Source organism: Paenibacillus sabinae T27 (assembly GCF_000612505.1).
Taxonomy (GTDB): Bacteria; Bacillota; Bacilli; order Paenibacillales; family Paenibacillaceae; genus Paenibacillus_AQ; species Paenibacillus_AQ sabinae.
Window position 1 is genome coordinate 34,587 of sequence record NZ_CP004078.1, and the last position, 14,022, is coordinate 48,608.

General features: G+C 55.5%; 12 protein-coding genes and 1 pseudogene. 12 read left to right on the plus strand and 1 reads right to left on the minus strand.

Going from position 1 to position 14,022, the window contains the following annotated elements; genetic code table 11:
• Positions 1–173 precede the first annotated feature (173 nt).
• From PSAB_RS00165 to PSAB_RS00190, 6 genes are all read left to right on the plus strand, one after another.
• Positions 174–350 (plus strand): small, acid-soluble spore protein, alpha/beta type, encoded by a 177-nt coding sequence (locus tag PSAB_RS00165; protein WP_025332583.1) that lies wholly within the window; start codon positions 174–176, stop codon positions 348–350.
• Positions 351–532: 182 nt separating this feature from the next.
• Positions 533–1,387: a 4-(cytidine 5'-diphospho)-2-C-methyl-D-erythritol kinase gene (gene ispE, locus PSAB_RS00170; protein ID WP_025332584.1), complete on the plus strand. Its 855-nt coding sequence runs from the start codon at positions 533–535 to the stop codon at positions 1,385–1,387.
• 94 nt (positions 1,388–1,481) lie between these two features.
• A complete protein-coding gene (gene purR / locus PSAB_RS00175) occupies positions 1,482–2,309 on the plus strand; it encodes a pur operon repressor (protein WP_025332585.1) in 828 nt (275 codons plus the stop codon).
• Positions 2,310–2,496: 187 nt separating this feature from the next.
• Positions 2,497–2,781, plus strand: coding sequence for a septation regulator SpoVG (spoVG, locus tag PSAB_RS00180; RefSeq protein ID WP_025332586.1), 285 nt, complete (start codon positions 2,497–2,499; stop codon positions 2,779–2,781).
• A gap of 168 nt (positions 2,782–2,949) precedes the next feature.
• The gene (gene glmU, locus PSAB_RS00185; RefSeq protein WP_025332587.1) at positions 2,950–4,350 is read left to right on the plus strand and encodes a bifunctional UDP-N-acetylglucosamine diphosphorylase/glucosamine-1-phosphate N-acetyltransferase GlmU; all 1,401 of its coding nucleotides are present in this window, start codon (positions 2,950–2,952) and stop codon (positions 4,348–4,350) included.
• A gap of 90 nt (positions 4,351–4,440) precedes the next feature.
• Positions 4,441–5,394 carry a ribose-phosphate diphosphokinase gene (locus tag PSAB_RS00190; RefSeq protein WP_025332588.1) on the plus strand — a complete coding sequence of 318 codons (954 nt, stop codon included), beginning with the start codon at positions 4,441–4,443 and terminating at the stop codon, positions 5,392–5,394.
• 99 nt (positions 5,395–5,493) lie between these two features.
• Here the strand turns inward: PSAB_RS00190 and PSAB_RS00195 are convergent, their stop codons facing one another.
• A complete protein-coding gene (locus PSAB_RS00195) occupies positions 5,494–5,694 on the minus strand; it encodes a hypothetical protein (RefSeq protein WP_025332589.1) in 201 nt (66 codons plus the stop codon).
• Between the two features lie 85 nt (positions 5,695–5,779).
• On the opposite strand from PSAB_RS00195, the gene pth reads away from it, so the two are divergent.
• From pth to PSAB_RS00225, 6 genes and pseudogenes are all read left to right on the plus strand, one after another.
• Positions 5,780–6,340, plus strand: coding sequence for an aminoacyl-tRNA hydrolase (pth, locus tag PSAB_RS00200; RefSeq protein ID WP_025332590.1), 561 nt, complete (start codon positions 5,780–5,782; stop codon positions 6,338–6,340).
• Between the two features lie 108 nt (positions 6,341–6,448).
• Complete coding sequence (locus PSAB_RS00205; protein ID WP_025332591.1) at positions 6,449–6,679, plus strand: anti-sigma-F factor Fin; 231 nt, start codon at positions 6,449–6,451, stop codon at positions 6,677–6,679.
• A 155-nt stretch (positions 6,680–6,834) separates the two neighbouring features.
• A complete protein-coding gene (gene mfd / locus PSAB_RS00210; RefSeq protein WP_025332592.1) occupies positions 6,835–10,359 on the plus strand; it encodes a transcription-repair coupling factor in 3,525 nt (1,174 codons plus the stop codon).
• On the plus strand, positions 10,346–11,377 hold the full coding sequence (locus tag PSAB_RS00215) for a peptidylprolyl isomerase (protein WP_025332593.1): 1,032 nt from the start codon (positions 10,346–10,348) through the stop codon (positions 11,375–11,377). Before mfd ends, PSAB_RS00215 begins: the two co-directional genes overlap by 14 nt.
• Positions 11,378–11,637: 260 nt before the next feature.
• Complete coding sequence (spoVT, locus tag PSAB_RS00220) at positions 11,638–12,180, plus strand: stage V sporulation protein T (RefSeq protein WP_025332594.1); 543 nt, start codon at positions 11,638–11,640, stop codon at positions 12,178–12,180.
• A 134-nt stretch (positions 12,181–12,314) separates the two neighbouring features.
• Positions 12,315–13,995 (plus strand): annotated as a pseudogene (locus PSAB_RS00225) (oligosaccharide flippase family protein).
• Positions 13,996–14,022: the final 27 nt, after the last annotated feature.

A 14,022-nucleotide genomic window follows, 5' to 3' on the forward strand; every position in this document is an offset into this window, starting at 1 on the left:
CTCTCTTTATTTAAACAGCCTTTCCTCAAGCGGGGAAGGGCTGTTTTGCGTTTGGAGGGATCTGCTTAGGTTGGGGCGGCCTGTAAAAGACCGGGGTGTATGTTAACGGGTGCGGGAATCCATACTAAGAAGGCACGAACTCATTATAGTCTAACCCTGAAGGAGGATGCCGCATGAGCCGAAGAAGACGCAGCATGATGTCCGATGAGCTGAAGACGGAGCTGGCCAAGGAGCTAGGCTTCTATGACACCGTGGAGCGCGAAGGCTGGGGAGGAATCCGGGCGAAGGATGCCGGGAATATGGTGAAGCGGGCGATTCAGCTTGCCGAGCAGGCCGCGCGCAAATCCTAATATCGCGAAGGCAGCCCGGAAGCGGCAGAAAACGACGGGAGCGTCCCTTATCGGGCGTTCCCGTTTTCGATTTAGGTGTAGCGCTTTCTTCACAGGAGGAAGTGGGAATGGACTTCATTTCAAGATTCCAATATAATATGTTAAGTTGTTTTTAGGGGAAAAATGAGGGTAGGGTGAACGCCTTGAAAGTATATGAGAAAGCGCCGGCCAAAATCAATCTGATGCTGGATGTTCTGCACAAGCGGCCGGATGGATTTCACGAGGTGGAAATGATTATGACCATGGTCGATCTTGCGGACCGGCTGGAGCTGTCCGAGCTGCCGCGGGACACCATTATTATATCTAGCCAGGCGGGTTATATACCGCTGGATGAGAAGAATCTGGCTTTTCAGGCGGCGAAACTGCTGAAAGAGCGCTGCGGCGTAGAACGGGGCGTACATATCCATCTGGACAAAAAAATACCGGTCGCCGCCGGACTCGCCGGCGGAAGCAGCGACGCGGCGGCTACGCTGCGCGGTCTGAACCGGCTCTGGCGCCTGGGGCTCTCGGGCGAAGAGCTGCAGGAGCTTGGGGCCGAGCTCGGTTCGGACGTTCCCTTCTGCGTCACCGGCGGAACCGCGCTGGCCACGGGCAGGGGCGAGAAGCTTACACCGATCGCCAGCATGCCTCAGTGCTGGGTTATTCTCGTGAAGCCGCCGATTAATGTATCGACAGCCGAGGTGTACGGCAAGCTGCGGGCAAACGCCATAACCGCCCATCCGTCTGCGCAGCTTATGCGTGAGGCGGTAGAGGCCGGCGATTTCCAGGCCGTGTGCGCCCGGCTCGGGAACGTGCTGGAAGACGTGACACTGAAGCTTCATCCCGAGGTTCAGCAGCTCAAGGAAGCGATGATTCGGCTCGGCGCCGACGGCGTGCTGATGTCCGGCAGCGGACCAACTGTGTTCGGCCTTGTCTCCAAACAGTCCAAGGTGCCCAGAATTTATAACGGTCTACGCGGATTTTGCAAGGAAGTCTACGCCGTACGCTCGCTGACCTGACAGCGATAGAACAGACATTACGCTTCTCTTGTAAAAACCCGTACAAAAGTGATATATTTTCTCTATAATATTCGGTTTTGACGAGGAGCCTTCCGTGAAGAAACTTAAAAGAAGTCAGCGTTTAGTGGATATGACCCAATTTTTACTTGAAAAGCCGCATGATCTTCTGCCGCTGTCCACCTTTGCGGAGCGGTACGGAGCGGCCAAGTCCTCGATCAGCGAGGATCTGGCCATTATCAAAGAAGTGTTCGAGGGCGAAGGGATGGGAGAGCTTCAAACGCACGCGGGAGCGGCGGGAGGAGTGAAATTCATCCCCCGGATGCCAATGGAAATGGCGCTGTCATTTATTCAAGGACTATGCAGCGAACTGGAGCATAGCGACCGGATTTTGCCCGGAGGCTATTTATATATGTCGGACCTGCTCGGCCAGCCTTCTCTAATGGAGCAGGCGGGGAAGATTATCGCCACTGCATTTCATGACGTTCCGATCGACACCGTGATGACGGTGGAAACGAAAGGAATCCCACTCGCTTACGCGACGGCCGCGCAGCTTGGACTGCCGGTTGTGCTGGTGCGCCGGGACCATAAAGTGACGGAAGGGTCGGCGGTCAGCATCAACTATGTGTCGGGCTCCCATAAGAGCATCCATACGATGTCCCTGTCCAGGCGCGCGCTTAAGGAGAAGTCGCGGGTCCTGATTGTCGACGATTTTATGAAGGCGGGCGGAACGGTCGGGGGGATGGTTGATCTGCTCGGCGAATTTAACGCGGAAGTGGCCGGCGTCGGGGTACTGGTGGAATCGGATGCGGTGGAATCGGAAGAACGTCTGCTGCATGATTATGTCTCCCTGATCCGGCTGGGCGAAGTCGATTCGAAAGAGCGGCGCATCTCGGCGTATCCGGGCAATTTTTTCTCCGTTTAACAAAGCCGCAAATATGTCGATTTCGTGAGGAATTCAGGGGAAAACGGCCGAAAAGTGTCGAAAACACCGTTTTGTCAAATTTATTCTACTATGTAAGGGATTTTATGGGGCGGAAAAGAAGGAATTTGCCTAGCTGTGTGGAATTATACACCCAAGTCTCTGATGGAAAAAGGTGGTGAACACACACATGCAAATTACGGATGTCAGACTCCGCCGCGTCAATTCTGAGGGGAGAATGAAAGCAATCGCATCCATTACCATCGATAACGAGTTTGTTGTTCATGACATTCGCGTCATTGATGGCAACAATGGAATGTTTGTTGCAATGCCCAGCAAGCGTACGCCGGATGGGGAATTCCGTGACATCGCGCATCCGATTTCTTCCGGAACGCGTGAGAAGATCCAAACCGCGGTTCTTGCTGAATACGACCGCGCAGCTACGGAAGAAGAAGTGATCGAAGAAGGAGCATAAGATCCAGCTCCTTGATTTGACAGCTCTGGCTTTTTGGCAGAGGTTTCGGGTAGTAAATTCGAATTGGGGTTCGAAGAAAAGGGAACCATCCTTTGTATGGTTCTCTTTTCTTTTTGCCCGGAATGAGATATATTCAGTAATGAGTTTAGGAGTAGGAGGTTGGCATTCTTGAAGAGAATGGCTGTTGTTCTAGCTGCAGGCCAGGGCAAGCGCATGAAATCCAAGCTATACAAAGTGCTGCATCCCGTGTGCGGAAAGCCGATGGTTGGGCACGTGCTAAATACAGTAAAAGCGACCGGCTGCCAGCGCTTCATTGTCGTTGTCGGACATGGCGCGGAAGCGGTTAAAGCTTATTTGGGGGATTCTGCGGAATATGTCCTTCAGGAAACGCAGCTTGGTACGGGCCACGCCGTTAAGCAGGCCAAGGATTTGCTTAGCGGGGAAGAAGGCACATTGATTGTCGCTTACGGCGACACGCCACTCATTACGCCGGAAACACTGGTTAAGCTTATGACGCTGCATGAGGAACGGAAGGCGGCGGCTACCGTATTGACGGCTGTTATGGATAACCCGGCGGGACTCGGACGGATTATCCGTACCGAAGAAGGGGAACTGCTTAAGATTGTGGAGCAGAAGGACTGTACGCCGTCCGAGGATGCCATACGCGAAATCAATACCGGGATTTATTGCTTCGATAATGCCAAGATGTTCGCTGCCTTGGACAAGGTGACGAATCATAATGCCCAGCAGGAGTATTATTTGACTGATGTGATTGAGATTCTGCGTCAGCAGGGAGAGCTTGTACTCGCCTACCAGACGGAAGATGCCGCGGAATCGATCGGCGTTAATGACCGCCTTGCGCTGTCCGAAGCCGAGAACGTTATGCGTGAACGCATCGCCCGGCGTCATATGCTGGACGGTGTGACGATTATAGATCCAGCAACAACTTATATTGGAGCCGAAGTCACCATCGGAGCGGATACGGTTATCTATCCGGGAACGCACCTCAAAGGCAATACCGTAATCGGAGAAAATTGCGTTATCGGCCCCTCCAGTGAAATTGAAGACAGCCGGATTATGGACGGAGCGAAGGTGAAGCAATCCGTGCTTACCGGTGCTGAGGTCGGCGCACGGACTTCCGTTGGGCCTTTTGCCTATTTGCGCCCCGGCAGTGTCCTTGGAGAAGACGTCAAGGTCGGCGATTTTGTGGAAATCAAGAAAGCCACCATCGGCGACGGCTCGAAAGTATCGCATTTGAGCTATATCGGCGACGCTTCTGTCGGTAAGAATGTAAATGTAGGCTGCGGAGCGATCACTGTTAACTATGACGGATTCAATAAATCCATCACCGAAATCGGTGATGATGCCTTTATCGGCAGCAACGTCAACTTGATCGCTCCCGTTCAGGTCGGCAGAGGCGCTTATGTGGTGGCCGGCTCAACCATTACCCGGTCCGTCTCCGAGGGAGATCTGGCTATTGCCAGACAGCGCCAGGAGAACAAGCCGGGCTATGCGGATAAAATCCGGTCCCGCGCAAAGGCGAAAAAAGGCCAGTCCCATCCATCGTAAGTGCGTATAGCGCGCCGTCCGGACTGTTTTTTGGCGCGGCGCGTTTGGACAGCTAAATTCAATTGAACCATCACGGAGGGTTTAACTTTTATGGCTTATCTTGATTCCAAGTTAAAAATTTTCACCTGTAACTCCAATCCCAAGCTTGCTCACCAAATTGCCGATTACATTGGAATCCCAATGGGCGAATCGCATACGACAAGCTTCAGCGATGGAGAGATTCAGGTCAAGCTGTCGGAGAGCGTGCGCGGCTGCCACGTCTATATCGTTCAGTCCACCTGCGGACCGGTCAACGATAATCTAATGGAAATGCTTGTTATGATCGATGCGCTCAAGCGCGCCTCGGCCAAGAGCATTAACGTGGTGATTCCGTATTACGGCTATGCCCGTCAGGACCGGAAGGCCCGCTCGCGTGATCCGATCACGGCGAAGCTGGTAGCCGACCTGATCGAGCGCGCCGGCGCCCACCGCGTCATTACGATGGACCTGCACGCGATGCAGATTCAGGGCTTCTTCAACATCCCGGTCGATCACATGCTCGGCGTGCCGATTCTGGCCCATTATTTCCGCTCCAAGCAGATTCAGAACCCGGTAGTCGTATCTCCCGACCACGGCGGTGTGGTCCGCGCGAGAAAGCTTGCCGATTTTCTGAACGCCCCGCTGGCGATCATCGACAAGCGGCGTCCGGAGCCGAATGTCAGCGAGGTAATGAATATCATCGGTAATATCGAAGGGAAGACGGCGATCGTGATCGACGACATCATCGATACGGCCGGCACGATCGTATTGGGCGCGAATGCTCTGATGGAAGGCGGCGCCAAAGAGGTCTACGCCTGCTGTACGCATCCAGTGCTTTCCGGTCCGGCGCATGATCGGCTGGAGAACTCCCCGATTAAAGAGGTTGTCGTTACCGATTCGATTCCGATTCGCAGCGAGAATCCGACTTCCAAGCTGAAGGTGCTCTCCGTGGCTCCTCTGCTTGGCGAAGCCATTATCCGGGTTCATGAGGAACTGTCCATCAGCAAATTGTTCGAGATCGAATAATCCATACAAACGAAAGGGTTACACTTCCCGCTTCCGGGAAATGTAACCCTTGTCGGCTTGGACAGCCGGCGGCCCGGGTTCTGTGCCTTTCAGCGGCATTCAATAGCCCGGCCGGGAGATAAAGGTGAACAAATTGCGGTTGTAGAGCGTACCTTGAAGCTCCGCAAAGCTTGCGTCCACGGCGGTAATCACGCCGATGTCAACATGCACATCGCCACGGTACACCTCGACAGGTATGGCATATTGCAGATGATACTGGAAATGGCGGTGGAGCGTTAGAGGCTCACCCTGCTGCAGCATAATAACATCACCTGTCTTTGATATGGGATTGACGTTTTTAGGAACGCTTATGCTTCTATTGTACCAAGAAAGGGAAGGTTTACAAATGAAATGGATTGTCGGTTTGGGCAACCCCGGGCCGCAGTACGCCAAGACAAGGCATAATGTCGGTTTTATGGCTTTGGACGAGCTGGCACGCAGACATGGAATTGTCTTTAACCAGAATAAGTGCAAATCCGTGATCGGCGAAGGCGTTATTGGCGGAGTAAAGACCGTGCTGATTAAGCCGATGACGTACATGAACTTGTCGGGGGAAGCGGTTCGCGCCTATATGGATTACTATAAAGTTTCCCTGGACGACATGATTGTCGTATACGATGATCTGGATACTGAAGTCGGCAAAATACGGCTGCGGTATCAGGGAAGCGCCGGCGGGCATAACGGCATCAAGTCGATTATCCAGCATACGGGAACCCAAACGTTCAACAGGGTAAGGATGGGAATTTCGCGTCCCGAGCCCGGTTACGCGATTGTCGATTATGTGCTGGGCGCGTTCCCGAAGAAGGAAGGGGACAGGCTGTCATCGATGGTGGACAGTACCTGCGATGCGCTTGAGTTCAGTCTGGATCACACGTTTGAGCAGACGATGGCCAAATTCAACGGATAGATAACGCGCCTATGCTTGCCGGGGCAAGATTAATGACGATTCCCTGGGGCTAATGCCGGGGCAAGCGGGGCATACTGAAGGTATATTCTACCTTCAGGAGGCATAACAATGGCAATACACTATGTTTGCAGGCACTGCCGGACTTATCTTGGAACGATTCGGAGGAGCGAAGCTACAGAAATGCAGCTCGGCCTTCATTCCTTGACCCCTGCGGAGCGCAGAGATATAATAGCGTATGATTCAGACGGCGAGATTACCGTCAGGGTGACCTGCGATTACTGCAAGCAGGCCTTGGACAACAATCCGGAGCTCAGCCTTCTGGCCAGTCCGCTTCAGTAAGAAAGCGGCTGCCGCTTCTATCGTCTTCCGCAAGCCTTGGCCTTATAAGCTGAGGCTTATTTTAAAATATAAATAACACTTAATAAGCTGTACGATTACCGTCAGTCTTATAGGAAATTCCGCTTAAGAGCGATTCAGTAAGTGAGGTGCGCCTTTTGTTAGAAGGTCTTATTGAGGCTTTTTCCAAAGATTCCGATTTTCAGTCGGTAACCCGAGGCGTCGCCGCCGGAATGAAAGAGCAGCTGATCTCGGGATTATCCGGTTCAGCCAGACAGATTATGCTGGCCGCGCTTCATCAGGAGACATCCCGCCCGTTATTGGTTGTGACGCATAACATGTTTTCGGCGCAAAAAATTGCCGATGATTTACAGGAAGCGCTTTCTCCTGACCAGGTGCTGCTGTACCCGGCCAATGAGCTCGTTGCCGCAGAAACGGCGGTGTCCAGTCCGGAGGCAGTCGCTCAGCGAATCGAGGTGCTGAACAAGTGCTCGCAGGGCTTCCGCGGCATTGTGGTCGCGCCTTATTCAGGCGTTCGCCGGCTTCTGCCTGCCCCGCAGGCGATGGCGTCCGCGCAGATCACGATCTCGCAGGACGGGAGCATCCAGCTTGAGAGCTTTCTTACCGCGATGGTCGAAATGGGCTACGAGCGGGTGGAACGGGTGGAGAACCGCGGCGAAATGAGCGTTCGCGGCGGCATCCTTGATTTTTACCCGATGAATACCGAGCTGGCCTATCGTGTGGAGCTGTTCGACGATGAAGTCGATTCCATCCGCACCTTTGATCCGGCGGACCAGCGCTCGATCGACAAGGTCCGGAGCGTAACCATTACACCCGCCAAAGAAATAATTGCAAGCCGGGAGCAGCTTATAGCGGCTGCCGACAAGGCATCCGTCATGCTGGAGCGCCAGCTGGAGAAGACGGCCGATCGGCAAGCCAAAATACGCCTGCGCGAGGAAATTGGTCGAGAGCTTGAGCATTTGCGCGAAGGAACCTATTTTTCAGAAATTTATAAATATATTTCCCTGCTGTATCCGGAACGCTCGCATTTGTACGACTATATGGAACAGGACACTCTGCTCATTCTCGACGAGCCTGCCCGCTTGCTGGAAACGTCCAAGCAGTTGGAGCGCGACGAATCGGAATGGAACCTGCATCTGCTGCAGAACGGAAAAACGCTGCCTGACCTGCATTTATCCGTGGACACTGATACGGTGATGTATCGCAGACCGTTTCAAAGCCTGTTCATATCAATCTTTCTGCGTCAGGTTCCGCATGTCCAGCCGCAGAATATTCTCGGCTTTATCAGCCGGGGGATGCAGGATTTCCACGGGCAGATGAACGTGCTGAAGTCCGAAATGGAACGCTGGCACAAGTCTGGCGTTAAAGTCGTCATGCTTGCCGGCAGCGACGAGCGCATCGAACGCATTCGCCGGGTGCTGCTAGATTACGGAATTGAAGAGCCGACCATTATCCGGGGGAACTTGGGGTCGGGCTTCGAGCTCCCCTCGATCCATCTGGCCGTAATCACTGAAGGGGAGATGTTCTCCCAGAAGCAGCGCAAAGCGCGTAAAGCATCCAAAAACATGGATAACGCGGAGCGCATCAAGAGCTATACCGAACTGAAGATCGGCGATTATGTCGTTCACCAGAATCACGGGATTGGCAAATATATGGGTATCGGCACACTGGAGGTCAGCGGGATTCACCGGGATTACATGCACATCATGTACGCCGGCGGAGACAAGCTGTCGGTGCCGATCGAGCAGATTGACCTTATTCAGAAGTATGTCGGCTCTGAGGACAAGGAACCGAAGATTTACAAGCTTGGGGGCAATGAATGGACCCGCGTCACGAATAAAGTCCGTTCCTCGGTGCAGGATATCGCGGACGATCTGATCAAGCTGTATGCGGAGCGCCAGAGTGCGCCGGGCTACGGCTTCGAGAAGGACACGCAGGAGCAGCGGGAGTTCGAGGAGATGTTCCCTTACGAGGAGACACGGGATCAGATCCGGGCCATCGTGGAGATCAAGAAGGACATGGAGCAGAATCGTCCCATGGACCGGCTGCTGTGCGGCGATGTGGGCTACGGGAAGACCGAAGTGGCAATCCGGGCTGCCTTCAAGTCGGCGATCGAGGGCAAGCAGGTGGCGGTCCTTGTACCGACTACGATTCTCGCCCAGCAGCATTACGAGACGTTCCGAGAGCGGTTCTCCTCGTATCCGATCAACATTCAGGTGCTCAGCCGGTTCCGCAGCCGCAAAGAGCAGAACGAGACGATCAAGGGAGTCCGGCAGGGAACGGTAGACATTGTCATTGGCACACACCGGCTGCTGTCGCAGGACCTTGTGTTCAAGGATTTGGGTCTGCTGATTGTCGATGAGGAGCAGCGTTTCGGCGTCACCCACAAGGAGAAGCTGAAGAAGCTGAAGACGAATGTGGACGTGCTTACCTTGACGGCAACGCCGATTCCCCGCACACTGCATATGTCGATGCTGGGCGTCCGCGATCTGTCCGTTATCGAGACGCCGCCGGAGAACCGTTTCCCCGTGCAGACATATGTCGTGGAATACAGCCAGACGCTTGTCCGCGAAGCGGTGGAGCGCGAGCTCGGACGGGGCGGGCAGGTCTATTACCTGTACAACCGCGTACAGGGTATTCAGGAAATGGCTTCGCAGATTCAAATGCTCGTTCCGGAAGCCCGGGTCGGCATCGGACACGGCCAGATGTCGGAGTCCGAACTCGAGAAGACGATTCTCGACTTCCTTGACGGCGAATACGACGTGCTCGTAAGCACGAGCATTATCGAGACCGGCGTCGATATACCGAATGTCAATACGCTTATTGTGCATGACGCGGACAAAATGGGCCTGTCCCAGCTGTATCAGCTGCGCGGCCGGGTTGGACGTTCCAACCGGATCGCCTATGCCTATTTTACCTATCAGCGCGACAAGGTGCTGACCGAGGTAGCCGAGAAGCGGCTGCAGTCGATCAAGGAATTCACCGAGCTCGGTTCGGGATTCAAAATCGCCATGCGCGACCTGTCGATTCGCGGCGCAGGCAATCTGCTGGGCGCGGAGCAGCACGGCTTTATCGCCTCCGTGGGCTTTGACTTGTATTCGCAAATGCTGGCGGAGGAAATCCGCAAACGCAAGGTCAGCGTCCTCGGGGAAGAAGATCAATCCCTCAAGGAAGGGAATACGGTTATCGATCTGGCAATAGACGCCTATCTGCCTTCCGAATATATTTACGATAGTGTGCAAAAGATTGAAATCTATAAAAAGGTGGCGGCGGTCTCGACGTTCGAGGACGCGGCGGAGCTGGAAGACGAGCTGCTGGACCGGTTCGGCGAGCTTCCGGAGGCGGTCGTCAATCTTTTATCCGTGGCGAGGCTGAAAATTTACGGTAAATGGTACGGCATCGACTCCATGAATCGCCGCGGCGATGAAGTGCTGCTGAATTTTTACGAGAATCGTATCGCCTTGATTGATACAGGCAAGCTTGCCAAGCTTGGTAATGGCTTTGAAAGACGTGTGCAATTCGAAAAAGACGCCAAAGCGGCTATTCGCATAAAAACGAAAGGCCTGGACGATAAGGGACTGCTTGACCTGCTTGAGCGGTTCCTGGAAGAAATCAAACCGTCTTTTAAATTGAAGGGAGAACTACACAATGCGGTCAAGTAAATCATGGAAGGTGCTGCTCGTCTCGCTGGCGGCCGCCCTTTCGTTCTCCATGCTCTCGGCATGCAGCGGCAATAATAAGAAAGATAAGGAAGACAACAGCACCGTTATTGTGACGTACAAGGGCGGCACGGTAACGCAGAAGGAATTCGACACCGATGTGAAGGTGATGAAGTTCCTGTCGCCGGAGCAGGCGCAGTATCTAGAGCTGGACGCTTTCAAAGAAACGATTGTGAAACAGGAGGCTGCTTTTGAGTATTTGGCCGGACAGGCTTCGGACAAAGCGAAGAAAGAAGCGGAGAAGCAGGCGGACACGCAGCTGGCCACCTACAAGCAGGGACTAGGCGATACATATGCCAGCTCGCTGAAGGAGCAGGGCATAACGGAGGATGAAATCCGCAGCTATATGGTACGTGTGCTGACGGTGTACCAGGATATGCTGCTAAAAGTGACGGATGACGAAGTGAAGAAGCAGTTCGAGGCGACTAAGGGCGATTTCACGGTCGCAACGCTGCGTCATGTGCTGGTCGGCTTCACCGATGCGAATAAGAAGGAGCGCAGCAAAGAAGACGCGCTGAAGCGGGCCAAGGAAGTGAAAGCGAAGCTGGACGGCGGAGCGGACTTTGCGGCGGTGGCGAAGGAGTATTCCGACGACACCGGCTCCAAGGAAAAAGGCGGGCTGTATGCGGACACTGCGCTCGGAACGTATGTGGAGGAGTTCAAGAAGGCCGCCCAGACGCTGCCGCTGAACACCATCAGCGATCCGATCGAAACGACCTACGGCTACCACATCATGAAGGTGGAGTCGCGGACGGAGAAGATGTTCGACCAATTGACCGATGAGCAGAAAGAGTCGCTCAAGAGCGCGGTCGCCTCGGACAAGCTGCAGCAGTTCATGGAGAAGGATCTGAACGGCATTATTGAGAATATCAATCTGCCGAAGAGCAGCGCCTCTCCGGCTCCGGGCGCCGGGGCTTCGCCAAGCGCATCTGCGCCGGCGGCAACGCAAAGCGCGAAGTAAACCAACAGATCAGGTATCCTAGTCGGGTGACGGGATGCCGGATTCAAGATACTGTCCTGACAGGGCAGTATCTTTTTTTTGCCGGATGGGGACAGTAAGTACAGCAAATCAATCGGATGCGAAGAACGCACCATGTATAAGGAAATGGGAACAGATGAATACTATGGTCAGACAATCACGATAAATCACTGGGATTATCCGATCCCTTCACAAGCAGTAGTTGGCAAAATACTTCTTAAGAAAGCGGGGCAACATGTGAGATGAAAGCTACTGGCATTGTAAGACGTATCGATGACCTGGGACGGGTCGTCATTCCGAAAGAAATCAGACGGACGCTGCGTATTCGCGAGGGAGATCCGCTGGAGATTTTCGTCGATCGGGATGGCGAGGTCATTCTGAAAAAGTATTCGCCGATCGGCGAGCTGGGTGACTTTGCAAAAGAGTATGCGGAATCACTGTATGAAAGCACGGGTCATATTACCCTCATTTCCGACCGCGATACCTTCATCGCATTGGCCGGGGGCTCCAAAAAGGATTATTTGGACAAGCAGGTCGGCGCTTTGCTGGAAAAATGCATGGATAGCCGCAAGACGGTGCTCGAAACGAACAGCGGCAATTACGAAATCACGAAGGACCATCAGGATGCGCTTTCATCCTATGTAGCATCACCCATTATTTCCGGGGGAGATCCCATTGGAGCCGTAGTGCTGATGAACAAGGACGAAGCGGTAAAAATGTCGCAGCTCGAAATCAAAATGGCCGAAACGGCCGCCGGTTTTTTGGGCAAGCAGATGGAGCAGTAATATTCTTTCCCCTTTCCTTCCCGCTTTTCCTTTCGCCGCAGGGCGAAAGACGAGAGCGGGATTTTGTTGTGCGGCGTCATGTTGAGGTATAATATAGAAATTCATTCTAATCCAACTGATGAAGCAGGTATCCCATGAAATCACAAGCGACGGGTTCGAAGCTGCTGCGGGGGGCATTTATTTTAAGCGCCGCCGCCCTGCTGTCGAAGCTGATTGGAACGCTACAAAAAATTCCGCTGCAAAACTTAGGCGGGGATGCAGTATTCGGCATTTATAATACGGTCTATCCGATCTATACACTGCTTGTTACCGTAGCGATGCTGGGGCTGCCCGCCGCGGTATCCAAGGCCGTGGCGGAAACGGTGGCCGGGGGAAGCCCGGGTGAAGGCCGGACGGTGCTGCTGCGGGCGGGGCTTGTCAGCGGCGTGGCGGGGCTGCTTCTGGCGGCCGGGACCTACGCGGGTGCGCCGCTGATCGCCGGCTTCATCGGCAGTGGCCATGTTGCCGCTGCGCTGCGTGCGGCCGCCTGGGGCCTTGCCATTGTGCCGGTAATGGCCGCGTTCCGGGGGTATTTTCAAGGGCTGCATAACATGATGCCGACCGCGGTGTCGCAAATATTCGAGCAATCGGCCCGGGTTGCCGTGATGATCGCGCTGCTGCTTTTTCTAAGCAGCCGAGGGGCCGGTGCGGAGCTGATTGCGGCGGGTGCGCTGCTCGGGTCCGCCGGGGGCGGTATCGCAGGGCTTGCCGTCATGCTGCTGTACTGGCGGAACCACCGCAGGCTCAGGGAGGACGCGGCTGCGGAAATCTCTGCAGGGGCCGAAGCCGCGCCGCTAAGCCCCGAAGCGCCGCTTCATGCGCCTTCGCCTGCCATTCGCAGGACAAACGGGAGCAGCATACGGAAGCTGCTGGCTTACGGCTTGCCGGTCATGCTGGGGACGCTGGCCGCGCCGCTGATCAGCCTGGTGGACGTATTCACCATGCCCCGTCTGCTGGCTTCGGCTGGCGGCGAGGCGCAGGCGATGGTGCAGTTCGGCATTTATAACCGCGGCGTTCCGCTGGTGCAGCTCGTGACCATGCTGGCGGGTTCGCTCTCCGCCCTGTTCATTCCCGCCTTGGCCGAGTCCAAGTTTCGCGGGAATTTAAGCGAGGTGGAGAGCCGCTGCCGCCTGTCGCTGCGCTGGTTCTGGCTGCTCGGCCTCGCCGCCGCGGCGGGTCTTGCCGTGCTCGCCGTGCCGGTCAACATCGCCCTGTACGGCGACGCTTCAGGCAGCGGCACGATCCGCTGGCTCGCCTTCACTGCCGCCGGCGGCACGGTGAGCATCATCTCCGCCGCGCTGCTCCAGGGCCTGGGGCTACGTCCGTGCCCCGGCGCTGCACTTCCTGGCCGCCGCTGCGCTGAAGGCGGCCCTCAACCTGCTGCTCGTCCCGCAGCAGGGCATTGCCGGCGCGGCCATCGCCGCCGTCGCCGCGCAGGGGCTCGCAGCCGCGCTGAACGTGCGGCTGCTGTGCAGGGCCGCCGGTCTGCGGCTTCGCCCCGCAGACTGGCTGGCGCGGCCCGCGGCGCTGCTCGCGGGCCTGGCGGCGGCCGCCGCAGCCGCAAGCTTCGGCTGCGGGGCCCTGCTGGACGCGGCCGGAATCGGCGGCCGCGGGGCGGCGCTGGCGCAGAGCCTGCTCGGCGTGGCCGCAGGCTGCCTCGTCTTTGCCGCGCTGGCCGTGCGGCTGCGGCTGCTGGACGAGGACGAGCTGCGCCAGCTCCCCGGGCTCGGTCCGAAGCTCGCCCGGGCGATCCGGAAGCTGGGCCTGTTCCCGTAAGGCTACCCGGGCCTGAATCACTGAATG